Genomic DNA, 23,995 nt, shown 5'->3' on the forward strand with positions numbered 1-23,995 from the left:
CGGGGGCGGCGTGGCTCAGCGTCGTTCCGGCTTCGCGCTGCGCGACATCAGCTCCTTGAGGGCGACCACGGGAGGCTTGCCCTCGTGCACGATCCCGACGACCGTCTCGGTGATCGGCATGTCGACGCCGTGCCGGCGGGCCAGATCCAACACCGACTCACAGGACTTGACGCCCTCGGCGGTCTGCTTGGTGACCGCGATGGTCTCCTCAAGGGTCATGCCCTTGCCGAGGTTGGTGCCGAAGGTGTGGTTGCGGGACAGCGGCGACGAGCAGGTCGCCACCAGGTCGCCCAGACCCGCGAGTCCGGAGAAGGTCAGCGGGTCGGCACCCATGGCGAGCCCGAGCCGGGTGGTCTCGGCGAGCCCGCGCGTGATGAGCGAGCCCTTGGCGTTGTCGCCGAGGCCCATTCCGTCCGCGATGCCGACGGCGAGCCCGATGACGTTCTTGACCGCACCGCCGAGTTCACAGCCGACGACGTCGGTGTTGGTGTACGGGCGGAAGTACGGCGTGTGGCAGGCGGCCTGGAGCCGCCGGGCGACCGCCTCGTCGGTGCAGGCGACCACGGCCGCGGCCGGCATGCGCGCGGCGATCTCGCGGGCGAGGTTGGGTCCGGTGACCACGGCGACCTGCTCCGAGCCGACCTTGGCGACGTCCCCGATGACCTCGCTCATCCGCATGGCGGAGCCGAGTTCGACGCCCTTCATCAGCGAGACCAGAACGGTGCCGGGGGCCAGCAGCGGCACCCAGGCGGCGAGGTTGCCGCGCAGTGTCTGCGAGGGGATGGACAGCACCGTGAAGTCGGCGTCGGCGGCGGCCTCGGCGGGGTCCGTGGTGGCGCGCAGGTTCTCGGGGAGTTCGAAGCCCGGAAGGTAGTCGGGGTTGGTCCGGCCGGAGTTGATCGCTTCCGCGACCTCCGCGCGGCGCGCCCACAGGGTGACGTCGCACCCCGCGTCGGCGAGCACGATGCCGAACGCCGTGCCCCACGAACCCGCGCTGAAGACCGCCGCCTTGACCGGCTTGCTCACTGCCCCTGCCCCTCTTCCTGGCCGAACTGCCCGGCCGCTTCCCGACCGGCCGGATCGACCGCCCTGCCCTGCGCCCCTGCCTGCGCGGGCACCTCTGCCTGCGCTCGCGCCTGCGTCTGCGCCTCGGTCCGGCGCCGCTGCTCGACGCGTTCGCGCTTCGGGTCGTACGGCGTCTCGGGTGCCCGCTCGCCGCGGATCTCCTCCAGCTGGCGGGTGATCGCGGCCATGATGACCTCGGTGGCCTCCTTGAGGACCTCCGCGGTCATGTCCTTGCCGTAGAAGGGCGAGAGGTCCACCGGCGGGCCGGCGAGCACGTGGTGGGTCTTGCGCGGGAAGAGGTGCGGCTTCTTGGCGTACGGCGGCAGCAGTTCGTTGGCGCCCCACTGGGCGACCGGGATGACGGGGCACTTGGTCTTCAGCGCGACGCGCGCGGCACCGGTCTTGCCGGTCATGGGCCAGCCGTTCGGATCCCGGGTGATGGTGCCCTCGGGGTAGAACGCGACGCACTCGCCGCGCTCCACGGCGTCGATCGCGGCCCGGAAGGCGCTCAGTGCGTCCGTGCTCTCGCGGTAGACGGGGATCTGTCGGGTGCCGCGCATCGCGGCGCCCACGAATCCCTTCTTGAAAAGCCCGCTCTTCGCCAGGAATCGCGGTACCCGTCCGGTGTTGTACTGAAAGTGCGCGTACGCGAAAGGATCGGCGTAGGAATTATGGTTGACCACGGTGATAAAACCGCCCGCGGCCGGAATGTGCTCCATTCCACGCCAGTCCCGCTTGAGCAGAACCACCAGCGGCGGTTTGCAGATCACCGCGGCGAAGCGATACCAGAAGCCGATTCTGCGGCGGGGCACACGGACACCTTCCTTCCAGGGCATGGGGGAGGCACAAGTGTCGCCCCAGGCCGTCTGTCTGTCGAGCACACCGTACGCCCGAGTCTCCGCCCGCCCCATGGCCCGGGCGACAATGGCCGCGACAAGAGAGGGACGAACGCTCGTGCACTGGACCTTGGTGATACCTGTGAAGCCTCTGGCGCGGGCCAAGAGCAGGCTCTCCGACGCCGCCGGCGACGGGCTGCGCCCGGGCCTCGCCCTCGCTTTCGCGCAGGACACGGTGGCCGCCGCGCTGGCCTGCCCGGCGGTGCGGGATGTGGCAGTTGTCACGGACGACGCCCTGGCGGGCCGGGAGCTGGCCGCGCTGGGCGCCCGGATCGTCAGGGACGAGCCGAGCGGCGGCCTGAACGCCGCTCTGGCGCACGGAGCGGCAACCGTCCGGGCCGAACGCCCCGAAAGCCCCGTCGCCGCCCTGAACGCCGATCTTCCCGCCCTGCGCCCACCGGAATTGGCCCGGGTGCTGGAGGCGGCCGGGGAATTCCCGCGCGCTTTTCTTCCCGATGCGGCCGCAATCGGTACGACACTGCTGGCGGCCGCTCCGGGCCGGGAATTGCTCCCCGCATTCGGCACGGATTCCCGGGCCCGCCATCGCGCATCCGGCGCGGTGGAACTCGGCCTCGGGGGCGTGGATTCGGTACGCCAGGACGTGGACACCGGCGACGATCTGCGTGCGGCGCTCGCCCTCGGAGTGGGACCCCGTACGGCAGCGGCCACAGCGCGGTTGCTGATCCCGGGGCAGTAGGCTGCCGTCATGCAGGCCACCGCATACACGTACGACGCCGAGACGCGCAGCGGGCAGGTGCTGCTCGACGACGGCACTCCGGTGCCCTTCGACGCCGCCGCCTTCGATGCGGGCGGGCTCAGACTGCTGCGGCCCGGGCAGCGGGTGCGCATCGAGGTGGAGGGGCCCGAGGACAGCCCCCGGATCACCCTGGTGACACTCCAGACGCTCTGAAACCCCCCTGCTCAATCGCCCCGAAACACACCGCGGGCCGGGCTCCCGACGGGAGTCCGGCCCGGCGCGTGAGCAATTCCGCGCCGCTACCTCTTGCGGGCGGTGGTCTTCTTGGCGGCGCTCTTGCGCGCCGTCGACTTCTTGGCGGGGGCCTTCTTGGCCGTCGCCTTCTTCGCCGGGGCCTTCTTGGCGGTTGTCTTCTTCGCCGCGGCCTTCTTCGCAGCCGGCGTGACCTTCTTGGCAGGCGCCTTCTTCGCCGCGGCCTTCTTCGCGGCCGCCGGGGCCTTCTTGGCGGGCGCCTTCTTCGCCGCGGCCTTCTTCGCAGCGGCCTTGGTGACCTTCTTGGCGGCAGCCTTCTTGACCGTGGCCGCGGCACCGCCGGTCAGGCTGCCCTTGGGCGCCTTCTTGACGGCGACCTCGCCCCCGCGCGGGAGCTTCTTCGAGCCGCTCACCAGATCCTTGAAACCCTGGCCCGCGCGGAACCGCGGCACCGAGGTCTTCTTGACCCGAACCCGCTCGCCCGTCTGAGGGTTGCGGGCGTACCGGGCCGGCCGGTCGACCTTCTCGAACGAACCGAAGCCGGTGACCGAGACCCGCTCACCTGCGACGACCGCTCGGACGATGGCGTCCAGTACATGGTCGACAGCGTCGGCAGCCTGCTGGCGGCCGCCCATCTTGTCGGCAATCGCTTCTACGAGCTGCGCCTTGTTCACGTCTTCCCCTTCGGAGACATCGCCAGAACGAAAGTGTTCAAGCTTTTTCGCACGTTAGGCAGATATATACCGCAAATCAAACACGAAACGGGCTAATCACCCTTGTGCCGCAGCCGACTCGACGGTTCCGGGCTGTTCAGGCTTCCTCTTCGGGGAATCGACCCTCGTCGAGGTCGGCCGTGAACCGCTCCAGACGCCTTGTCGCATCGGCAAGATCGTGCTTGGCCGCGGCCGTGATGACCAGCAGCTTCCGGGTCAGCGCCATCCGTACGCCCTCCGGGACTTGCAGTGCGCGCACCCTTGCGTGCGCTTCCTTGAGTCGGTCCGCGACCGCCGCATAGAGCTCGAGTTGGCCGTCGTGTTCCATGCACAGATTGTGCCATCTGGGGCGAGTTGTCGCCTGCCCGGGATGGCAACTGCCGCCTCAAACGGCCGTCCGGGCCCCTGTCGACGCCGCGTTGTCAAGGCTCGCGTACCCCAACAACAACCGCCCTAACGTGGGAAGTTACAGGAACGGACGGTGCCGCGCGCGGCACCGTCCGGGCGCAAAAACGGCTGTACCCCCGATCGGTCCGATCGGGGGTACAGCCAGGGTTTGGGGTGGCCGAAACTCGACCGCCGCGGGGGTCCGAAGGTTCAGACCTTCAGCGTGCGCGGCTTGTACGCGGGCCGCCCCGCCTCGTACGTGGCGATGTCGCCCTCGTTCTGCAGCGTGATGGAGATGTCGTCCAGCCCGTTCAGCAGCCGCCAGCGGGAGTTCTCATCCAGCTCGAAGGAGGCGGTGATGCCCTCCGCGCGCACCTCGCGGCGCTCCAGGTCGACGGTGATCTCGGCCTGCGGGTCCTGTTCCGTGAGCTCCCACAGCGCGTCGACGATCTTCTGCTCCAGAACCACCGTGAGCAGCCCGTTCTTCAGCGAGTTGCCGCGGAAGATGTCGGCGAAGCGGGAGGAGATCACGGTCTTGAAGCCGTAGTTCTGCAGCGCCCAGACGGCGTGCTCACGCGAGGAGCCGGTGCCGAAGTCGGGGCCGGCGACCAGGACGGTCGCGCCCTGCCGCTCGGGCTGGTTGAGGATGAAGGACGCGTCCTTGCGCCAGGCCTCGAACAGCCCGTCCTCGAACCCGTCCCGGGTCACCTTCTTGAGCCAGTGGGCGGGGATGATCTGGTCGGTGTCGACGTTGCTGCGGCGCAGCGGGACGGCCCGGCCGGTGTGGGTGGTGAATGCTTCCATGACTGATCAGACTCCAGCGGGCGTACGGGCGGGCTCTTCGGTCAGGTCGGCCGGGGAGGCCAGGTGGCCGAGCACGGCGGTCGCGGCGGCGACCTGCGGCGACACCAGGTGCGTACGGCCGCCCTTGCCCTGCCTGCCCTCGAAGTTGCGGTTGGAGGTGGACGCGGAGCGCTCACCGGGGGCCAGCTGGTCGGGGTTCATGCCGAGGCACATCGAGCAGCCCGCGTGCCGCCATTCGGCGCCGGCCTCCTTGAAGACGACGTCCAGCCCCTCGGAGACGGCCTGCAGACCGACCCGCACGGAGCCCGGGACGACCAGCATCCGTACGCCGTCGGCGACTTTGCGGCTCCGCAGGATGTCGGCGGCGGCGCGCAGGTCCTCGATGCGGCCGTTGGTGCAGGAGCCTACGAAGACGGTGTCCACCTTGATGGAGCGCAGCGGCTGCCCGGCCTCCAACGCCATGTATTCCAGGGCCTTTTCGGCGGCCAGGCGCTCCGAAGCGTCTTCGTACGAAGCAGGGTCGGGGACGGTGGCCGAAAGGGGCGCGCCCTGGCCGGGGTTGGTGCCCCAGGTGACGAACGGCGACAGTTCGTCGGCGTTGATGACGACTTCGGCGTCGAACTCGGCGTCGTCGTCGGTGCGCAGCGTCTTCCAGTACTCCACCGCCGCGTCCCAGTCGGCACCCTCGGGCGCGTGCGGGCGGCCCTTGAGGTAGGCGAACGTGGTCTCGTCGGGAGCGATCATGCCCGCGCGGGCGCCGGCCTCGATCGACATGTTGCAGATGGTCATCCGGGCCTCCATCGAGAGCTTCTCGATGGCGGAGCCGCGGTATTCCAGGATGTAGCCCTGGCCGCCGCCGGTGCCGATCCTGGCGATGATCGCCAGGATCAGGTCCTTGGCGGTGACGCCCTCGGGCAGTTCGCCGTCGACCGTGATCGCCATGGTCTTCGGGCGGGCCATGGGCAGCGTCTGGGTGGCCAGCACGTGCTCGACCTGCGAGGTGCCGATGCCGAACGCCAGCGCGCCGAAGGCGCCGTGCGTGGAGGTGTGGGAGTCGCCGCAGACGACGGTGGTGCCGGGCTGGGTGAGTCCCAGCTGCGGGCCGACGACGTGGACGACGCCCTGCTCGACGTCGCCGAGCGGGTGCAGCCGTACGCCGAACTCGGCGCAGTTCTTGCGCAGCGTCTCCAGCTGGGCGCGGGAGACCGGGTCCGCGATGGGCTTGTCGATGTCGAGGGTGGGGGTGTTGTGGTCCTCGGTCGCGATGGTGAGGTCGAGGCGGCGCACCTTCCGGCCGCTCTTGCGGAGGCCGTCGAAGGCCTGCGGGCTGGTCACCTCGTGCAGCAGGTGCAGATCGATGTAGAGGAGGTCGGGCTCGCCCTCGGCGCGCCGGACGACATGGTCGTCCCAGACCTTCTCCGCGAGTGTCCTACCCATCGCTTTCCCTCCGGTCGGCAAAGGTGCGCCGACCCAACTAGAGATCTTGAGGAGGCGACGCCCGCGCCCCGTGTCCGGGCGCCCGCCGCCAGGCCCGTCGGTCCGCGGGCCACTGTGCCTTCGTGACATCCAGAGTGGCGTGTTCCACCGAAAATTGAACTTGCGTTTCACAGAGTGAGACGCAAGTATCGTTTCATGGACAACAGTAGCGGCGTCGGCGTTCTGGACAAGGCGGCCCTCGTCCTGAGCGCTCTGGAGTCCGGTCCGGCCACCCTCGCAGGTCTGGTCGCGGCCACCGGACTGGCACGACCCACGGCTCACCGCCTGGCCGTGGCTTTGGAACACCACCGTATGGTGGCGCGCGACATGCAGGGCCGTTTCATTCTCGGCCCGCGGCTGGCAGAACTGGCCGCGGCCGCCGGCGAGGACCGCCTCCTCGCCACGGCGGGCCCGGTGCTCACCCATCTCCGTGACGTCACGGGCGAGAGCGCACAGCTCTACCGACGCCAGGGCGACATGCGCATCTGCGTCGCCGCGGCGGAGCGCCTGTCCGGCCTGCGGGACACGGTCCCGGTCGGCTCGACACTCACGATGAAGGCGGGTTCCTCGGCGCAGATCCTCATGGCCTGGGAGGAGCCGGAGCGTCTGCACCGGGGCCTGCAGGGCGCCCGCTTCACGGCCACCGCGCTCTCGGGCGTACGACGCCGGGGCTGGGCGCAGTCGATCGGCGAGCGCGAGCCGGGCGTCGCGTCCGTCTCCGCACCGGTACGCGGCCCCTCCAACCGCGTCGTGGCCGCCGTTTCCGTCTCCGGCCCCATCGAGCGCCTCACGCGCCACCCGGGCCGTATGCACGCGCAGGCGGTCATCGACGCCGCCGCCCGTCTCTCCGAGGCCCTGCGCCGCTCGAGCTGACCAGCGGCCGGCGATCGGGAGGAGGGCCCGCCTCAACGCCGCGGCAGGCCCGCCCCCCGATGTCCGCCCCGCTCACTTCACCTTGAGTCGATCGGCCGCACGGTCGCCGCGCCGGGCGACCGGCACCACCCCGGTGGCCCGGCCGAGGCCGAATTCGGGCATGTTCACGTAGACCGACTCGTAGGACCCGGCGGGCACGACGTACGTCTCGTGCCAGAAGCCGACCTTCCCCTTCCCCGCGCGCAGCCGCCGGTTGAAGGCAGCCCAGGCCGGGCGGTGCTGCCGGTCCGGCGCCGAGGCGTACGCAAGGAGCTTCTCCTTCGAGTCCCAGTACTGCACGACGTACAGCACCCGCGGGGAGCCCAGCAGGAACTGGTACCCCAGCAGTCCACTGCCCTCCTCACGCGAGAGCTCCGCGAGCATGGGCGGCATGGCCCTGGCGACCGGCCACCAACTCCGCAGTGCCGCAAAGCTGTTGACGCGCATCCCGATGAGGAAGACGACGATCTCGCCCTCACCCGCGGCGGTCATACGCCCTTCGATCGGCTTGCTCATGATGTCCCCCATCCCGTCATTGGATAGCGTCGCTATCCATGATTGGATAGTGACACTCCCCAAGAGGGAGCGCAAGCGGAAACTCGAACACGGGACGGACATGCGACTCGCGGAGCTGAGTGAGCGCAGCGGGGTCTCCACGGCCACGATCAAGTACTACCTGCGCGAGGGCCTGCTCCCGCCGGGCCGCCGGGTCACCGCCACCCAGGCCGAGTACGGCGAGGAGCACCTGCGCCGGCTGCGCCTGGTGCGAGCGCTGATCCAGGTCGGCGGGGTCTCCGTGGCCTCCGCGCGAGACGTGCTCGCCGCACTGGACGACGGCTCCCTGGACCACAACGAGCGCCTGGGCACCGCCGTGTGGGCCCTCCCGCACGGCAGGTCCGCCGACGCGGAGGATCCGGCGACCGAGACGGCCCGGCAGCGCGCGGACCGCTTGTTGGAGCTGCTCGGCTGGGGCTACGGCCCCACGACCGATGTGACGCCCCCCGCGCTCGGGATGCTCGTCACCGCGATCGCGGCCCTGGAACGGCTCGGATATCCCTGCGCCATCGAGGACTTGGAGCCGTACGCCCGCGCGCTGGGGCAGCTCGCCGTCCACGATCTGGATCTGGTGGAGCGGTACGGCGGCACACCGGACGAACAGGTGGAGGCGGCGGTGGCGCTGACCGTGCTGTACGAGCCGGTGCTGCTCGCCCTGCGCCGGCTGGCGGAGGCGGAGGAGTCACGCCGCCGGTTCGGCGGGACGTGAGGCCAGGAAGTCGGGCCGGACACACCGATGGGCCCCCACCGAAGTGGAGGCCCATCGACCTGCGTACCCCCGACCGGATTCGAACCGGCGCTACCGCCTTGAGAGGGCGGCGTGCTAGGCCGCTACACAACGGGGGCGAGGATCTTACGTTTCCGCAGATCCGAGCTGGTCTACCTGGACTCGAACCAAGACTAACTGAACCAGAATCAGTCGTGCTGCCAATTACACCATAGACCAATGTGGTTTAGACCAGTCAGTACCCCCGACCGGATTCGAACCGGCGCTACCGCCTTGAGAGGGCGGCGTGCTAGGCCGCTACACAACGGGGGCCCTGATCCCGAAGGATCCGTACCCCCGACCGGATTCGAACCGGCGCTACTGCCTTGAGAGGGCAGCGTGCTAGGCCGCTACACAACGGGGGCTTTGCAGATGAGCTCTGCGAGCTGGCCTACCTGGACTCGAACCAAGACTAACTGAACCAGAATCAGTCGTGCTGCCAATTACACCATAGGCCACTGGAACGCAAGCCCCTGAGGGGATCTTGTTCTAGCTTTGCGCTGTCGGTTTCCGGCCTCTCGGCCCGCTCCCCGGCGGCGCAGGAAGAACATTACCTGAAGGTGGACGGGGCTCCAAAACGGCTTTCCGAGCCGAGGATCGCGGGGAGTTCGGTGAGCGAGGCGATCCGGTGCGGTCCGGTGGAGGCGTCACCGCTGGTGTACGCGCCGCCACGGTCGATCCAGACCGACAGCAGTCCGGCGTCGGCGGCGCCCCGCCCGTCGATCTCCGGGTGGTCTCCGACGTACGCGACGAGATGCGGCGGCAGGGCCAGCGCCTCGCACGCGGCGAGGAAGGCGCCGGCCTCGGGCTTGGAGACACCGAGCTCGGCGGCGCACAGCACGGCCTCGAAGCGGTCGCGCACGCCCAGAACGCGCAGCTTGCGGTCCTGGACGTGAAGGCTGGAGTTGGAGAGCACCGCGTGCCGGTGGCTGGCGGCGAGGGCGTCCAGGGCGGGCAGTACGTCCGGGAAGAGGGCCCAGGCGGCCTCGTAGTGCCCTATGTACCGCTCGAACCAGGCCTCGGCCTCGGCGTCGCTGAGCTCCTCGCCGAGAAACACCCGTACGCGGTCGCGCCGCTGCTCCTCGAAGGACACCTCACCGGCGGCGAACCGCGCCCACTGCCGGTCCGTGACCTGCCGCCAGTGCACGAGGGCCTGCTCGACGCTCTCGTACGCGTCGAGCAGGCCCTCGGCCGCCAGGTGCGCGCGCATTCCGGCGCGGTCCGCGGTCGTGTAGTCGAAAAGCGTGTCGTCGACGTCCCAGACCACGGCCTGAATGCTCATGGTCCGACGGTAGCCCGGCGACCGCGGGTTCCGGGCGGGTACGGCGAAGGGCGGCACCCGTTCCGGATGCCGCCCCTCGTGTGCGCTACGCCGTCAGCTTCGCCAGTGCCGCGTCGATGCGGGCCAGCGTCTTCTCCTTGCCCAGGACCTCCAGGGACTCGAAGAGCGGCAGGCCGACCGTACGGCCGGTGACGGCGACCCGGACCGGGGCCTGGGCCTTGCCGAGCTTGAGACCGTGGGCCTCACCGGCGGCCAGGACGGCCTCCTTCAGGGTCTCGGCGGAGTTCCAGTCGGCCGCGTCGAGCTTCTCGCGGGCGGTGCGCAGCAGGGCGTCGGAGCCCTCCTTCATCGCCTTGTTCCAGCTCGCCTCGTCGAAGACCGGCTCCGGCAGGAACAGGAAGTCGACGTTGTCGGTGATCTCGGAGAGGACCTTCAGACGGGTCTGTGCGTGCGGGGCGATGGCCTGCCACTTCACCTCGTCGAAGGCCTCCGGGGCCCAGAGGGCGAACGGGGCCTGGAGCCACGGGCGGCAGCGCTCTGTGAAGTCCTTCACATCGAGCAGGCGGATGTGGTCGGCGTTGATCGCCTCGCACTTCTTGAGGTCGAAGCGGGCCGGGTTGGGGTTCACGTCCGCGATGTCGAAGGCCGCGACCATCTCGTCCATGGTGAAGATGTCCTGGTCGGCCGAGAGCGACCAGCCGAGGAGCGAGAGGTAGTTGAGGAGGCCCTCGGGGAGGAAGCCGCGCTCCCGGTAGAGGTTGAGCGACGACTGCGGGTCGCGCTTGGAGAGCTTCTTGTTGCCCTCACCCATCACGTACGGCAGGTGCCCGAACTCCGGGATGCCCTTGGCGATGCCCAGCTCGATCAGCGCCTTGTACAGGGCGATCTGGCGCGGGGTGGAGGAGAGCAGGTCCTCGCCGCGCAGGATGTGCGTGATCTCCATCAGGGCGTCGTCGACCGGGTTCACGAGCGTGTAGAGGGGAGCGCCGTTCGCTCGGACGATCCCGTAGTCCGGGACGTTCTCCGGCGTGAACGTCAGCTCGCCGCGGACCAGGTCCGTGAAGGTGATCGTCTCGTCCGGCATGCGGAAGCGGACGATCGGGGTGCGGCCCTGCGCCTGGTACTCGGCGACCTGCTCGGCGGTGAGCTCGCGGCAGTGGCCGTCGTAGCCGGACGGCTTACCGGCCGCGCGGGCGGCCTCGCGGCGGGTGTCCAGCTCCTCCTGGGAGCAGTAGCAGTGGTAGGCGTGGCCGGCGTCCAGGAGCTTCTGGGCCACGTCCTTGTAGATGTCCATGCGCTGCGACTGGCGGTACGGCGCGTGCGGGCCGCCGACCTCGGGGCCCTCGTCCCAGTCGAAGCCGAGCCAGCGCATCGCGTCGAGCAGCTGCTCGTAGGACTCCTCGGAGTCGCGGGCCGCGTCGGTGTCCTCGATACGGAAGACCAGGGTGCCGCCGTGGTGCCGCGCGAACGCCCAGTTGAACAGGGCGGTGCGGACCAGACCCACGTGGGGGTTACCGGTGGGCGACGGACAGAAACGTACGCGAACGGGGGAGCCGGGTGCGCTAGCCACGCTTGACAACCTTGTTGGTGAGAGTGCCGATGCCTTCGATGCTGACGGAGACCTCGTCGCCGACAGCGAGGGGGCCGACCCCCGCGGGGGTGCCCGTGAGGATCACGTCGCCGGGGAGCAGCGTCATGGCCTCGGAGATGTTGACGATCAGATCCTCGATCGGGTGGATCATCTCGCTGGTGCGGCCGAGCTGGCGTTGCTGTCCGTTGACGGTGAGCTGGATGGTGAGATCCGACGGGTCGAGGTCGGTCTCCACCCAGGGGCCGAGCGGGCAGGCGGTGTCGAAGCCCTTGGCCCTGGCCCACTGCTTCTCACGCCTCTGCACGTCACGGGCGGTGATGTCGTTGGCGCAGGTGTAGCCCAGGATCACGTCCTTGACGCGCTCGCGCGGGACCTCGCGGCACATGCGGCCGATCACGACGGCCAGCTCGGCCTCGTGGTGGAGTTCCTCGGAGAAGGAGGGGTACTGGATCTCGTCGCCGGGGCCGATCACCGAGGTGGACGGCTTGAAGAAGGCGAACGGGGCGTCCGGAACCTCGTTGCCCAGCTCGCGCGCGTGCTCGGCGTAGTTGCGGCCGAAGGCCACGACCTTGTTGGGGAGCACCGGCGGCAGCAGCCTGACCTTGCTCAGCGGGACCTTCGTACCGGAGAGCTCGAAGTCCGCGAACGGGATGCCCTTGATGATGTCGAGGACGAGCTCGTCCGGCTTGTCGCCCTCGACCGCGCCGAAGGCGACGTTCCCGTCGATGGAGAACCTGGCGATGCGCACGGGATGCTTGGCCCCTTGACTGAGCTGGCTGAAGTCTGACGCTCCAGGCTATCTCGGCGGGGCCTGTCCGGCGGATCAGGCTGGAGGGAAGGAACGGCGGCGGCGCACCGTCCCGGGGCGCAACAGGGCGCCTCGCGCATGACATCGCGAGGCGCCCTGTGTCTGCCTGCCCCTACTCCGCCGCCGCGGCCCCGGCCGGGACGTCCATCAGGACCGTGCGGCGGGGGTTGGCGGTCTGGGTCGGGAGGTCGACGGAGTGCTCCGGGTGATCCGGGGTCTGCAGTTCGTCGGCGTCGTCGAGGTGCGCCAGCGTCGTGCGCCGCGGGTTGGCTATCGTGCGGAACATCATCGTCGTCTTCACGGTTGTACTGAACCCTGTCGTGTACGGGGCGCCGGAAGCGCCGGTTGGCAGAAGGTCGCCTCTTGTAAAGCGTCAGGCTAAACATCCGATTCCCACCGGATGGCACGCAGCGCCCTGCGGCCGCGTGTGAGTTTGCTCACGAACCCGAGCTCAAACCGGTCAATTCAGGCTGGCAACTCATACCAAGGAAACGGACATTGACCCCCTGAAGCCAACATTCCGCTCCTGATCATCGCGACTGGGACACCCCGCCCGTCTCGACGACTCGCTCAGAAATGTCCGCTATAAGGCGGAGGTCGCTCTACGTGTCGTGACGCTTCCCTCACGCGGTGTCACGGATGTCACAGCCTGACCAACTGGCCTTGTTGGAGATCCGGCACTGTGCTGGAATTCCACGGACCGCCGCAGGATCGAGCCGGCGCGCAGGGGGCGCGAAACAGCGCCGAGTGGCGGCGAGAAGGGGGAGTCCAGCGCCGGTCACTCACGACCATCCGGGTGCGCATTCAGGGCGCTCCCGATCGACGCCGACACCGTCCTTCCGTTCGCGGAGGGGCGCCTGGTCCAGAGGTTGCGACGCTAGTGCAGGGACGTTTCAAGAGGGATGGCAGCGCTTCGGCGGAGCCGGAGCCGCACGGCGGGACCGACCGCGGTTCCTCGCCCCAGCACGCCCAGGGCCCGGGCCCGTCCGGTGACGGCGGTGCGCGCCCCGGCGCGTCGGCACCTTCGGGCACTCCGGCGCCCGCTCCGACGGTGAAGCCTCCGCAGGGCCCGAGCGGCCCCGGGCCGCGAATAGCCCTGCGCAACTGGCGCATCTCCACCCGTCTGGTGTCGCTGCTCGCGCTCCCGGTGGTCGCGGCCACCTCGCTCGGCGCACTGCGTATCAACCAGTCCATGGACGACATCCAGCAGCTCGACAACATGAAGCTGCTGACGGAGATGACCAAGCAGGCGACCGAGCTGGCCGCCGCGCTCCAGGAGGAGCGCGACCAGTCCGCCGGCCCGCTGGCGCACGGCTCCACGGCCAGCGCGGCCACGGTCAAGGGCTTCCAGACCAAGACGGACCGGGCGCTGGAGAACTTCCGCACCGCCTCCGAGGAGGTCGACTCCGCCAGCAAGGACGGCAACCTCCAGGGCGTCCGCGACAGCCTGGTCGGCCTCGCCCGCGATCTCAACGGCCTCAACGAGATCCGCAGCAACGCCTACGAGGCCGAGGACAACTCCACGCAGACGGTGGAGACCTACCACCGCCTCATCACGCACCTGCTCGACCTCTCGCAGGACATGGCGGAGGCGACCAGCAACCCCGACATGATCCAGCGCACCCGCGCCCTGTCCGCGTTCTCCTCCGCCAAGGAGTACGCGTCGATCCAGCGCGCGGTCCTCGCGGCGGCGCTGCCCGCGAACAACAAGACGGTCGGCGACCTGTCCGAGAACGACCGCCTGTACGCCGAATCGGCGCTGGAGAGCCAGATCTCCGAACTGCGCAGCTTCACCAGCATCTACGGCGACGGGGCCGAGGACCTCCTCAAGCCCATCGACCAGAACAACGCGACCATCGAGGCCACCGACACCTACGCCGGCCGCGCACTGCGGGAGAACGGCCTGGCCGGGTTGGAGAAGCGCTCCTACCGGGACTGGCTGGACGACAGCTCCACCAAGATCCAGCAGATGAAGAACATCGAGCGCACCCTGCTCGAGGACATGGAGCAGAAGGCGCGCCAGCTGCGCAGCGAGTCGGAGCGCGAGGCGATCATCTCCGGTGCGCTGATCCTGCTCGTGCTCGGCGTGTCGCTGGTCGGCGCCTTCGTGGTGGCCCGGTCCATGATCCGCTCGCTGCGCCGCCTGGAGGACACCGCGACGAAGGTCGCCCAGGACCGGCTGCCCGAGCTGGTCAAGCAGCTGTCCGAGTCCGACCCGCAGGACGTGGACACGTCCGTGGAGTCGGTCGGTGTGCACTCCCGCGACGAGATCGGCCGAGTGGCCGCGGCGTTCGACGACGTGCACCGCGAGGCGGTCCGCCTCGCCGCCGAGCAGGCCCTGCTGCGGGGCAACGTCAACGCGATGTTCACCAACCTCTCGCGTCGCTCCCAGGGCCTGATCCAGCGCCAGCTGTCGCTGATCTCCGAACTGGAGTCCCGTGAGGCGGACCCGGACCAGCTGGCCTCGCTGTTCAAGCTGGACCACCTCGCCACCCGTATGCGCCGTAACGGCGAGAACCTCCTCGTCCTCGCGGGTGAGGAGCCCGGCCGACGCTGGACCCGCCCGGTCCCGCTGGTCGACGTGCTCCGCGCCGCCGCGTCCGAGGTGGAGCAGTACGAGCGCATCGAGCTGGCCGCGGTGCCGACCACCCAGGTCGCCGGCCGCGTGGTCAACGACCTCGTGCACCTGCTCGCCGAGCTGCTGGAGAACGCCACGTCGTTCTCCTCGCCGCAGACCAAGGTCAAGGTCACCGGTCACGCCCTGCCCGACGGCCGGGTGCTGATCGAGATCCACGACACCGGCATCGGCCTCTCTCCCGAGGACCTCGCCCAGATCAACGAGCGGCTCGCCTCGCCGCCCACCGTGGACGTCTCCGTCTCCCGGCGCATGGGTCTGTTCGTGGTCGGCCGGCTGTCGCAGCGGCACGGCATCCGGATCCAGCTGCGCCCGTCCGACTCCGGTGGTACGACCGCGCTGGTCATGCTGCCCGTCGACGTCGCCCAGGGCGGCAAGAAGCCGCAGGGCAAGCCGGGTCAGGGTGGCGCCGGTGGCCCGGCCGCGGCGCAGGCTGCCGCCGGTGTGGCCGCGGCCCGCCGTGGCAACGGCGATTCGCTGGGCGCCGGTGCGCCCGCCGCGGGCGGCGCCCTCGGGGCCGGTGCGTCCGGTGGCGGTGGCCGGCTCGGTGCCGGCCAGGGACCGCGGGCCGAGCTGCCGGACCGGGACTCGGGCGGCCGTCCGGGGGCTCCGGGCGGCGCACGCGGACCGCAGACTCCCTCGGCACCCCAGCAGGGCCGGCCCGCCCCGGCGGGTGCCCCGCAGGGCCAGGACGGCCGCGGCAACGTGCCGCCACAGCGCGGCGACGCGGGCGCGGGTACCGAGCGCGGCCGGCGTGGACGTCAGCCGCAGCTGCCGCCGCGCGGTGGCGCACGGGCCGAGCTGCCGGGCGGCAACCAGCAGTCCCGGCCGAGCTGGAGCGATGAGAACGCCCAGCCGCCGGTGCCGCGCGCCGCGCTGGACACCCCGCGCGGCCACGAGGAGCCGGACGTCTCGCAGACGGCCCGGATGCCCCGCGTGGACGACCGACAGGGCCCCGGCTCCACCGCCGAGATGCCGGCGGTTCCGCGCATCGACGACCGCCAGGGCCCCGGTGCCCCGAACGGCCGGCAGAACGGCGACCAGTTCGTCCGCCCGGATGTCTTCGGCGCGCAGAACGGCCCGAACAGCTCGTCCACGACGGGGCAGTTCGCCGCACCTCAGGCGCACGACAACGGCTCCACCGGCCAGTTCCCGGCGCCCCAGGCGTACGGCAACGGCTCCACGGGGCAGTTCGCCGCACCTCAGGCGCACGACAACGGCTCCACCGGCCAGTTCCCGGCGCCCCAGGCGTACGGCAACGGCTCCACGGGGCAGTTCGCCGCACCTCAGGCGCACGACAACGGCTCCACCGGCCAGTTCCCGGCGCCCCAGGCGTACGGCAACGGCTCCACGGGGCAGTTCCCGGTTCCTCCCGCTCCTCAGGCTTACGACAACGGGGCTACCGGCCAGTTCTCCACGCCGGGCCAGTACGAGTGGCCGCAGAGCGACTTCGGTGCCCAGCGGCCCCCGGCCCCGCAGCGTCCGCAGCGGCCCGCCCGCCCGGAGCCGGAGGCGCTGCCGCCGGCCTCAGGTCCCGGTGACGGGCATACGCCGCTGTACGACACGCTGGAGACCAACTGGTTCCACGGCCAGCAGGGTCAGCAGCCCCAGCAGGGTCAGCAGCCCGAGCCGCAGCGCCGGCCCGACCGGCCGCAGGGCAACCGCTCCGCACCGGCCCCGCGCCAGCCGCAGGCCTCCGCGGCCCCTCAGCGTCCCGCCGCCGCCTGGCGCAGCTCGCCGAACGACGATCTCGTCCGGCAGGCGGAGCGCGTCCGGCAGCCGGCCGCGGGCGGTGTCACCACCTCTGGTCTGCCGCGCCGGGTGCCCCGGGCGAACCTCGTCCCGGGCACTGCTCAGCAGCAACCGCACCAGAGCGGTCCGCAGGTCTCGCGTGCGCCCCAGGACGTGCGCGGCCGGCTGACCAACCTCCGTCGGGGTATCGCACAGGGCCGTCAGGCCGGGTCCGACCAGACGGGCAGCTTCCCGAGCCCCACTCACCAGCAGGAGCGTTAGTTGAGTCCGATGAGCCAGGCGGCACAGAACCTGAACTGGTTGATCACCAACTTCGTGGACAACACCCCCGGGGTGTCCCACACCGTCGTCGTGTCCGCCGACGGTCTCCTCCTGGCGCTGTCGGAGGGCTTTCCGCGCGACCGGGCCGACCAGTTGGCGGCGGTCGCGTCGGGGCTCACCTCGCTGACGGCCGGGGCCTCCCGGATCTTCGAGGGGGGCGACGTGGCACAGACTGTTGTGGAGATGGAGCGAGGTTTCCTTTTCCTCATGTCCATCTCGGACGGCTCGTCCCTGGCCGTTCTCTCGCACCCCGACTGCGACATCGGTCTCGTCGGCTACGAGATGGCGCTGCTGGTCGACCGCGCGGGCGCGGTGCTCACGCCCGACCTGCGTGCCGAACTGCAAGGAAGTCTGCTCCACTAGCGATCCCGGATCCACCCGTCTCACCAAATCACCGTCCGGCCGCCACAATCCCCCCACCGGCCCTCGTCAGACGGCACGACTGACCAACTTGCTGTCCCGCCCGGAGGATTCATGACCCCGCCCACCGCCTCTCATGATCCGTACGCAGATCCGTACGGGGACGAGGGCGACCAGCCGCTGGTACGTCCGTACGCGATGACCGGCGGCCGGACCCGGCCGCGCTACCAGCTCGCCCTCGAGGCACTGATCAGCACGACGGCCGACCCGGCAGCGCTCATGGGGCTGCTCCCGGAGCACCAGCGCATCTGCCATCTGTGCCGCGAGGTGAAGTCGGTCGCCGAGGTGTCGGCGCTGCTCGCCATGCCGCTCGGGGTGGCCCGGATCCTCGTGGCGGACCTCGCCGAGGCCGGGCTCGTGGCCGTCCACCAGCCGGGCGGCGACGAGAACAACGGCGGTGCTCCGGACGTGACACTGCTCGAAAGGGTGCTCAGTGGACTTCGCAAGCTCTGAACCGAGAGGCGCCACCACATCGGCGAAGATCGTGGTGGCGGGCGGCTTCGGCGTGGGCAAGACCACGTTCGTCGGCGCCGTCTCGGAGATCAACCCGCTGCGCACCGAGGCGGTCATGACGTCCGCGAGCGCGGGCATCGACGACCTCACGCACACCGGGGGCAAGACCACCACAACGGTGGCCATGGACTTCGGCCGTATCACCCTGGACCAGGACCTGATCCTGTACCTGTTCGGTACGCCGGGCCAGGACCGCTTCTGGTTCATGTGGGACGACCTGGTGCGCGGCGCCATCGGCGCGGTGGTCCTGGTCGACACGCGCCGGCTCGCCGACTGCTTCCCGGCCGTCGACTACTTCGAGAACAGCGGTCTGCCGTTCGTCGTCGCCCTCAACGGCTTCGACGGCCAGCAGCCGTACCAGCCCGACGAGGTCCGCGAGGCTCTCCAGATCGGCCCGGACACCCCGATCATCACCACCGACGCCCGGCACCGCGCAGATGCCAAGTCCGCGCTGATCACGCTGGTCGAGCACGCTTTGATGGCCCGGCTGAAGTAGCACTCAAATAGGCAGCGCCGTACGGCAGTTGCCGTAGGCATATGAGTACGGATGCTGAAGCCGGCTGTGCCCTTTGACACGGTCGGCTTCGGTGTTCATAACATTTCGGCAGAGGAATCGGGTGGCACCGCCACGCGTCGCGGTCGACTGGTGCCGCTGCGCGCACAAAAGCCCCGTCTTTTGACGGGGCTCGCTCTTTATGACCGTTTTATCTGGGACCTGGATCGCTCGGAATCCCCGTCATTCCATGTTTGGAAGAGCGCAGGTCGACGTGCTGGAATGCCTGAACTGCCCAAAGGTCAAAGACGTACTCGATGGTCGTTGGCGAAGTGGGCTCTGAGACACAGCGGCACGACGTAGGTGCCGACCGCCGAGAGGTTGTTGGTCGAGTGAGGCGAAGCAACAAAGGTCCCGAGCCACCCGCCCGGGGCAACTTCACCCCGCCGCCGCGCGGAGCGGCGCCCGCCCCCGTTGTGCCCGGTTCGGAGCAGACCGCCGCGCCCGCTCCGAGCGGCGGCCGTTTCTCCCCGAGCAACTGGCGGGTGGCGACCCGACTGAACGCGATCCTGCTGATCCCTGTACTGGTCGGCCTGGTCATGGGCGGCTTCCAGGTGAAGAGCTCGATCGACACCTGGCAGGAGGCCGAGGACGCGGAGAACACCGCGCGTCTGGTCCGGGCCGCCCTGACCTACGGCGACGCGCTCTACAACGAGCGTGACGTCACGGCCTCCCCGCTTCTGACGGGCAAGGGCCAGGACGACTCCACGGTCACCCAGGCCCGCAAGAAGACGGACGAGGCCGTCGACGCCTTCAACGAGGCGGCGCAGAGCATGCCGGACAAGGCCGGCCTGAAGCGCCGCCTGAGCCTGTTCCGCAAGGCGGAGCCCAAGCTTCAGAACCTGCGCGCGGCCGCGTACACGAGCAAGCTCGAAGGTGTAAAGACCGAGGAGGGCTACGTCGCCGTCGCCCACCCGCTGATGGAGTTCGCCAACGAGCTCGGTCTGGGCACCGGAAACATCACCAGCTACGGCCGTACGGTCTACGCGATCTCGCTGACCAAGGCGGCGCTGTCGCTGGAACGCTCCATCGGTACGCACCTGCTGATCAAGCCCGGCCCCCGGCCCACCGACCTGGCCAAGCAGCGCGTCGCCCTGTCCTCCTACGCCTACCTCGAGGGCATCGCCGTCGAGGAGTACATCGGCGGTGGCACCGAGGCGGACGCGCAGAAGCTCAAGGAGGCCGAGGCGCAGATCCGGGCGGACGGCCAGGAAATGGCCAAGCAACAGCTGGCCAAGAACCCGGATTACAAGGCGCCGCCGGCCGACCCGACGGACATGGTCGCGGCGATCTCGGGCCTGCAGTCCGCCGACGACCTCGACGCGCTCGCCCAGCAGGGCATCACCGCGACGAACTGGTGGGCGGTCAACACGCTCAAGTACGACGCCTACCGCCAGATCGAGTCGGACCTGGCCGACACCGCGGTGAACGAGGCCGCGAGCATCGCCGACGACGCCAAGCGGGACGCCTTCATCGTGGGTGCAGCCGTTGTGGTCGCCCTGCTCGCCGCGTTCATCCTGGCCGGCATGGTGGCCCGCCAGATGAGCCGTTCGATGCGCCAGCTGCGCAACGCCGCCTTCGGCATTGCCGAGCAGCGTCTGCCGATGCTGGTCGACCAGCTGTCGCGGACCGACCCCGGTCGCGTCGACACCCGTGTGTCGCCCATCCCGATCACCTCCACGGACGAGATCGGCGAGGTCGCCCGGGCCTTCGACCAGGTCCACCGCGAGGCCGTCCGGCTCGCCGCCGAACAGGCCCTGCTGCGGGGCAACATCAACGCGATCTTCACCAACCTGTCGCGCCGCAACCAGTCGCTGATCGAGGGCCAGCTGACCCTGATCACCGACCTGGAGAACAACGAGGCCGACCCGGACCAGCTGGAGAACCTCTTCCGCCTGGACCACCTGGCCACCCGTATGCGCCGCAACGGCGAGAACCTCCTGGTCCTCGCCGGCGAGGAGCCCGGCCGCCGTTGGGACCAGCCGGTCCCGCTGGTCGACGTGGTGCGCGCCGCCTCTTCCGAGGTGGAGCAGTACGAGCGCATCGAGATATCCGGCGTCCCGGACGCCGAGATCCACGGCCGCGCCGTGACCGACCTCGTGCACCTGCTGGCCGAGCTGCTGGAGAACGCGACGACGTTCTCCTCGCCGCAGACCAAGGTTCGGGTGACCGCAACCCGGCTCCCCGACGGTCGGGTCATGATCGAGATCCACGACAAGGGCATCGGCCTGACCGCCGAGGACTTCGCGGACATCAACCACAAGCTGGCCAACCCGCCGACCGTGGACGCCGCGATCTCCCAGCGCATGGGCCTCTTCGTGGTCGGCCGGCTGTCCGACCGGCACGGCATCCGCGTCCAGCTGCGCCCCTCCGGCGAGCAGGCCGGCACCACGTCGCTGGTCATGCTCCCCGACGCCATCACGCATGGCGGTGGCGGCGAACAGGCTCCGGATCGCGAGGAGTTCATGGTTTCGCAGATCATCCCGGAGCAGCAGTTCCAGGGTGAGAGCTTCAACCACCAGCCGATGCGCACGGCCGCCGAACTCGGCTTCGACGACAGCCGCTACATCGAGGTCCCCGACGACATCCGCGAGCTGGACCCGGTGGGCCGCTCCCTGATACGCGAGGAGCGCCGCGCGGCCCTGGAGGCCCAGACGCACGGCCAGCAGGGCACCCAGGAGCCCACCGAGGCACCCGCGTACGGCGACGGCTTTGACGGCCGGCAGGCCTACGACAACGGCCAGAACGGCTACCCGGACCAGTCCGCGGCCTACGGACAGCAGACCGGTTACGAGGAGCAGACGGCGTACGAGGGGCAGCAGCAGCCGTCGTACGACGAGCCGTACTACGCGCCGAACGGCATGCCGCAGGGCGATGGTTTCGCGACCAACGGCGGCTACCCGGAGCCCACGTATGCGGAGTCGGCCCAGGAGGAGCCCGCCGCCGCCCCGACGCGGTCCGCGGAGAGCTTCTCGGCCTTCGATGAGCAGTCCCACCAGGGCGACTGGCAGCAGCGGGACGGCTACCGGAACGGCTACCCGGACCAGTACGCTCCCGAAGCGGAATCTCCGCAGGCCGCTGACGCAAGTGAGCGGGACCGCGTAGGCTTCGACCGTCCGGGAACGGGCCAGTCCGCCGACCACCACCTGACCGACGCCGGGCTCCCCCGTCGCGGGTCCAACGGCGGTGGGCAGGGTGCGGGCCGGCCCGCGAACCGGGAACCGGCGGCCCCCTCGGCTCAGAGCAACGGCGACGACGGCTGGCGCTCGGCGAACGACGAGCGGTGGCAGCAGGCCTCCCAGCTCCGTAAGCCCAAGGCGGGCGGAGTCACCTCCTCCGGCCTGCCGCGGCGGGTGCCCAAGGCCAATCTGGTCGAGGGCGCGGCGGAGACGACCCCGCAGGGCGGCCCCCAGGTCTCCCGCGCTCCCGAGGACGTCCGGGGCAGGCTGAGCAACCTGCGCCGGGGTGTCCAGCGGGGACGCACCGCAGGAAGTGAAACGAACGGCCAGGGCTTCGGTCCTGACAGCACCTACAACCAGGAGCGTTAGTGTGAGCCCGATGAGCCAGGCGGCACAGAACCTGAACTGGTTGATCACCAACTTCGTGGACAACACCCCCGGGGTGTCCCACACCGTGGTGGTCTCCGCCGACGGACTCCTTCTGGCGATGTCCGAAGGCTTCCCCCGCGACCGCGCCGACCAGCTCGCGGCCGTCGCCTCCGGTCTGACCTCACTGACCGCCGGCGCCTCGCGCATCTTCGAGGGCGGCAGCGTGAACCAGACGGTTGTGGAGATGGAGCGAGGATTCCTCTTCATCATGTCCATTTCCGACGGGTCGTCGCTCGCCGTTCTGGCCCACCCGGAAGCGGATATCGGCCTCATTGGGTACGAGATGGCCCTTCTGGTGGACCGTGCCGGTACGGTCCTGACCCCGGATCTCCGTGCGGAGCTCCAGGGAAGCCTTCTCAACTAACAGACAGACGGTGCGTTTTCGCGTCCCGTGGCCGTAAGGTTTCGGGACGCGGCTCCACAGCGATGGGTGCCTGGCACAGTCGGAGGAGGAGAAAGTGGCAACACCCCCAAGCGGTTCGTCTTCGGGCAACTGGTCGTACGGCCCTGGCCAGGGTCAGAACGACGGTTCCCAGAACCGGTACAACTTCCCCTCCACGCCGAGCCACCAGCAGCCGTACGCGCCGCAGGGCCCCGGGCCCTCGCCGTACGACCAGCCGGCCGCGCCGCGCATCCAGCCCGTGCAGCCGCAGCGCCGCACCCCTGAGCCGACGCCCGGCGGGGCGTCGAACAGCCACAATCCCCTGGTGCGCCCGTACGCGATGACGGGCGGCCGCACCAGGCCGCGGTACCAGCTCGCCATCGAGGCGCTGGTGCACACCACCGCGGCTCCGCACCAGATGCAGGGTCAGCTGCCCGAGCATCAGCGGATCTGCAACCTCTGCCGAGAGATCAAGTCGGTGGCCGAGATCTCGGCTCTGCTCACGATCCCCCTCGGCGTGGCCAGGATCCTCGTCGCCGACTTGGCGGAGGCGGGCCTGGTCGCCATCCATCAGCCCGGCGGCGACGAGAACGCCGGCGGCCAGCCAGACGTGACACTGCTCGAAAGGGTGCTCAGTGGACTTCGCAAGCTCTAGCGGAGGGCCTTCCCGCTCCACCACGTCCGCGAAGATCGTGGTGGCGGGCGGCTTCGGCGTGGGCAAGACCACGTTCGTCGGCGCCGTCTCGGAGATCAACCCGCTGCGCACCGAGGCGGTCATGACGTCCGCGAGCGCGGGCATCGACGACCTCACGCACACCGGGGACAAGACCACCACAACGGTGGCCATGGACTTCGGCCGTATCACCCTGGACCAGGACCTGATCCTGTACCTGTTCGGTACGCCGGGCCAGGACCGCTTCTGGTTCATGTGGGACGACCTGGTGCGCGGCGCCATCGGCGCGGTGGTCCTGGTCGACACGCGCCGGCTGGCGGACTGCTTCCCGGCCGTGGACTACTTCGAGAACAGCGGTCTGCCGTTCGTCGTCGCCCTCAACGGCTTCGACGGCCAGCAGCCGTACCAGCCCGACGAGGTCCGCGAGGCTCTCCAGATCGGCCCGGACACCCCGATCATCACCACCGACGCCCGGCACCGCGCAGATGCCAAGTCCGCGCTGATCACGCTGGTCGAGCACGCTTTGATGGCTCGCTTGCGGTAGCGCTGCCGCGCGATGCATGTAAGGGGCGCCCTCTCCGTTCGGAGAGGGCGCCCCTTTTGCGTTCGCGCGGCCACCGGGTTGCCCCGACGAGTGGTTCGCCGTCTGCGGGTTCGTCGTGGCTTGTCGCGCAGTTCCCCGCGCCCCTTAGGGGGCGCGGTTCTACCGCCAGCTGTGCGGTGCCCGGAAACCGGGCTCGCGCTCCAGGCGGCGCCAGCCGGCCTTGGCGCGGCCGCGGTGTGCCGGGGTCGTCGTGGACGTGCGTGCCGCCGCCCGGGCCAGGAGGATCGCCGTGATGGCGGCGACTTCCTCGGGCTCGGCGTGGCCCTTCTCGACGCGGATGTCAGGGTTGTTCATGGGATCAGTCTCCGTGGATGAGGTTTCCGCGGGGGT

The 23,995-nt window shown here is 69.9% G+C and carries 24 protein-coding genes and 5 tRNA genes; 12 read left to right on the top strand and 17 right to left on the bottom strand.

The genetic code is table 11. The annotated features are described in order from the left end of the window. Positions 1-15: 15 nt before the first annotated feature. Together ACKTSN_RS14125 and ACKTSN_RS14130 are read right to left on the bottom strand one after the other, a co-directional pair. A complete protein-coding gene (locus ACKTSN_RS14125) occupies positions 16-1,026 on the bottom strand; it encodes an NAD(P)H-dependent glycerol-3-phosphate dehydrogenase (protein ID WP_409469452.1) in 1,011 nt (336 codons plus the stop codon). After that, on the bottom strand, positions 1,023-1,877 hold the full coding sequence (locus ACKTSN_RS14130) for a lysophospholipid acyltransferase family protein (protein WP_409469453.1): 855 nt from the start codon (positions 1,875-1,877) through the stop codon (positions 1,023-1,025). The genes ACKTSN_RS14125 and ACKTSN_RS14130 overlap by 4 nt, the downstream gene beginning before the upstream one ends. A gap of 142 nt (positions 1,878-2,019) precedes the next feature. Between ACKTSN_RS14130 and cofC the strand changes: the two genes are divergently transcribed. Beyond that, positions 2,020-2,658 (top strand): 2-phospho-L-lactate guanylyltransferase, encoded by a 639-nt coding sequence (gene cofC / locus ACKTSN_RS14135; protein WP_409469454.1) that lies wholly within the window; start codon positions 2,020-2,022, stop codon positions 2,656-2,658. 9 nt (positions 2,659-2,667) lie between these two features. Continuing rightward, positions 2,668-2,871, top strand: coding sequence for a hypothetical protein (locus tag ACKTSN_RS14140; RefSeq protein WP_224736871.1), 204 nt, complete (start codon positions 2,668-2,670; stop codon positions 2,869-2,871). A gap of 86 nt (positions 2,872-2,957) precedes the next feature. Here the strand turns inward: ACKTSN_RS14140 and ACKTSN_RS14145 are convergent, their stop codons facing one another. From ACKTSN_RS14145 to leuC, 4 genes are all read right to left on the bottom strand, one after another. Then, positions 2,958-3,584 carry an HU family DNA-binding protein gene (locus ACKTSN_RS14145; RefSeq protein ID WP_409469455.1) on the bottom strand — a complete coding sequence of 209 codons (627 nt, stop codon included), beginning with the start codon at positions 3,582-3,584 and terminating at the stop codon, positions 2,958-2,960. A gap of 136 nt (positions 3,585-3,720) precedes the next feature. Then, positions 3,721-3,951: a hypothetical protein gene (locus tag ACKTSN_RS14150; RefSeq protein WP_409469456.1), complete on the bottom strand. Its 231-nt coding sequence runs from the start codon at positions 3,949-3,951 to the stop codon at positions 3,721-3,723. 269 nt (positions 3,952-4,220) lie between these two features. Continuing rightward, positions 4,221-4,814, bottom strand: a complete 594-nt coding sequence (gene leuD / locus ACKTSN_RS14155) for a 3-isopropylmalate dehydratase small subunit (protein WP_129801555.1) — start codon at positions 4,812-4,814, stop codon at positions 4,221-4,223. Positions 4,815-4,820: 6 nt separating this feature from the next. Continuing rightward, positions 4,821-6,251: a 3-isopropylmalate dehydratase large subunit gene (gene leuC / locus ACKTSN_RS14160; protein WP_409469457.1), complete on the bottom strand. Its 1,431-nt coding sequence runs from the start codon at positions 6,249-6,251 to the stop codon at positions 4,821-4,823. A 195-nt stretch (positions 6,252-6,446) separates the two neighbouring features. On the opposite strand from leuC, the gene ndgR reads away from it, so the two are divergent. Then, positions 6,447-7,163 carry an IclR family transcriptional regulator NdgR gene (gene ndgR, locus ACKTSN_RS14165; RefSeq protein ID WP_129801557.1) on the top strand — a complete coding sequence of 239 codons (717 nt, stop codon included), beginning with the start codon at positions 6,447-6,449 and terminating at the stop codon, positions 7,161-7,163. A 72-nt stretch (positions 7,164-7,235) separates the two neighbouring features. Here ndgR and ACKTSN_RS14170 read toward each other — a convergent pair whose 3' ends face one another. Further along, the gene (locus ACKTSN_RS14170) at positions 7,236-7,718 is read right to left on the bottom strand and encodes a DUF4188 domain-containing protein (protein WP_409469458.1); all 483 of its coding nucleotides are present in this window, start codon (positions 7,716-7,718) and stop codon (positions 7,236-7,238) included. A 100-nt stretch (positions 7,719-7,818) separates the two neighbouring features. Between ACKTSN_RS14170 and ACKTSN_RS14175 the strand changes: the two genes are divergently transcribed. Further along, positions 7,819-8,466, top strand: a complete 648-nt coding sequence (locus ACKTSN_RS14175) for a MerR family transcriptional regulator (RefSeq protein ID WP_409474827.1) — start codon at positions 7,819-7,821, stop codon at positions 8,464-8,466. A gap of 64 nt (positions 8,467-8,530) precedes the next feature. Here ACKTSN_RS14175 and ACKTSN_RS14180 read toward each other — a convergent pair. The 9 genes from ACKTSN_RS14180 to ACKTSN_RS14220 form a co-directional block, all read right to left on the bottom strand. Beyond that, a tRNA-Glu gene (locus tag ACKTSN_RS14180) sits at positions 8,531-8,603 on the bottom strand. A gap of 28 nt (positions 8,604-8,631) precedes the next feature. After that, positions 8,632-8,703 (bottom strand) — tRNA-Gln (locus ACKTSN_RS14185). A gap of 20 nt (positions 8,704-8,723) precedes the next feature. Then, a tRNA-Glu gene (locus ACKTSN_RS14190) sits at positions 8,724-8,796 on the bottom strand. A 19-nt stretch (positions 8,797-8,815) separates the two neighbouring features. Continuing rightward, positions 8,816-8,888, bottom strand: a tRNA-Glu gene (locus ACKTSN_RS14195). A 21-nt stretch (positions 8,889-8,909) separates the two neighbouring features. After that, positions 8,910-8,981, bottom strand: a tRNA-Gln gene (locus ACKTSN_RS14200). A 92-nt stretch (positions 8,982-9,073) separates the two neighbouring features. Beyond that, positions 9,074-9,805: an HAD family hydrolase gene (locus ACKTSN_RS14205; protein ID WP_409469459.1), complete on the bottom strand. Its 732-nt coding sequence runs from the start codon at positions 9,803-9,805 to the stop codon at positions 9,074-9,076. A gap of 85 nt (positions 9,806-9,890) precedes the next feature. After that, the gene (gltX, locus tag ACKTSN_RS14210; protein ID WP_409469460.1) at positions 9,891-11,375 is read right to left on the bottom strand and encodes a glutamate--tRNA ligase; all 1,485 of its coding nucleotides are present in this window, start codon (positions 11,373-11,375) and stop codon (positions 9,891-9,893) included. Further along, positions 11,368-12,144 carry a fumarylacetoacetate hydrolase family protein gene (locus ACKTSN_RS14215; RefSeq protein ID WP_409469461.1) on the bottom strand — a complete coding sequence of 259 codons (777 nt, stop codon included), beginning with the start codon at positions 12,142-12,144 and terminating at the stop codon, positions 11,368-11,370. Before ACKTSN_RS14215 ends, gltX begins: the two co-directional genes overlap by 8 nt. 172 nt (positions 12,145-12,316) lie before the next feature. Next, positions 12,317-12,505, bottom strand: coding sequence for a hypothetical protein (locus tag ACKTSN_RS14220; protein ID WP_409469462.1), 189 nt, complete (start codon positions 12,503-12,505; stop codon positions 12,317-12,319). A 579-nt stretch (positions 12,506-13,084) separates the two neighbouring features. On the opposite strand from ACKTSN_RS14220, the gene ACKTSN_RS14225 reads away from it, so the two are divergent. From ACKTSN_RS14225 to ACKTSN_RS14260, 8 genes are all read left to right on the top strand, one after another. Beyond that, positions 13,085-16,852 carry a sensor histidine kinase gene (locus ACKTSN_RS14225; protein WP_409469463.1) on the top strand — a complete coding sequence of 1,256 codons (3,768 nt, stop codon included), beginning with the start codon at positions 13,085-13,087 and terminating at the stop codon, positions 16,850-16,852. Between the two features lie 9 nt (positions 16,853-16,861). Further along, complete coding sequence (locus tag ACKTSN_RS14230; RefSeq protein WP_409474828.1) at positions 16,862-17,275, top strand: roadblock/LC7 domain-containing protein; 414 nt, start codon at positions 16,862-16,864, stop codon at positions 17,273-17,275. Positions 17,276-17,386: 111 nt separating this feature from the next. Beyond that, entirely contained in the window at positions 17,387-17,785 is a 399-nt protein-coding gene (locus ACKTSN_RS14235; RefSeq protein ID WP_224734783.1) for a DUF742 domain-containing protein, read from the top strand. Continuing rightward, positions 17,766-18,341, top strand: coding sequence for a GTP-binding protein (locus tag ACKTSN_RS14240; protein WP_224734784.1), 576 nt, complete (start codon positions 17,766-17,768; stop codon positions 18,339-18,341). The genes ACKTSN_RS14235 and ACKTSN_RS14240 overlap by 20 nt, the downstream gene beginning before the upstream one ends. Positions 18,342-18,730: 389 nt before the next feature. Next, positions 18,731-21,946: a sensor histidine kinase gene (locus ACKTSN_RS14245; protein WP_409469464.1), complete on the top strand. Its 3,216-nt coding sequence runs from the start codon at positions 18,731-18,733 to the stop codon at positions 21,944-21,946. Positions 21,947-21,956: 10 nt separating this feature from the next. Further along, entirely contained in the window at positions 21,957-22,370 is a 414-nt protein-coding gene (locus ACKTSN_RS14250; RefSeq protein WP_004983065.1) for a roadblock/LC7 domain-containing protein, read from the top strand. A gap of 94 nt (positions 22,371-22,464) precedes the next feature. Then, positions 22,465-23,043 carry a DUF742 domain-containing protein gene (locus tag ACKTSN_RS14255; protein WP_409469465.1) on the top strand — a complete coding sequence of 193 codons (579 nt, stop codon included), beginning with the start codon at positions 22,465-22,467 and terminating at the stop codon, positions 23,041-23,043. Further along, on the top strand, positions 23,024-23,605 hold the full coding sequence (locus ACKTSN_RS14260; RefSeq protein WP_409469466.1) for a GTP-binding protein: 582 nt from the start codon (positions 23,024-23,026) through the stop codon (positions 23,603-23,605). Before ACKTSN_RS14255 ends, ACKTSN_RS14260 begins: the two co-directional genes overlap by 20 nt. Before the next feature lie 159 nt (positions 23,606-23,764). On the opposite strand, the gene ACKTSN_RS14265 is transcribed toward ACKTSN_RS14260, so the two are convergent. Further along, the gene (locus ACKTSN_RS14265) at positions 23,765-23,959 is read right to left on the bottom strand and encodes an acyl-CoA carboxylase subunit epsilon (RefSeq protein ID WP_129801566.1); all 195 of its coding nucleotides are present in this window, start codon (positions 23,957-23,959) and stop codon (positions 23,765-23,767) included. Positions 23,960-23,995 lie beyond the last annotated feature (36 nt).

It is taken from the genome of Streptomyces flavusporus (assembly GCF_046267975.1).
Lineage (GTDB): Bacteria > Actinomycetota > Actinomycetes > Streptomycetales > Streptomycetaceae > Streptomyces > Streptomyces flavusporus.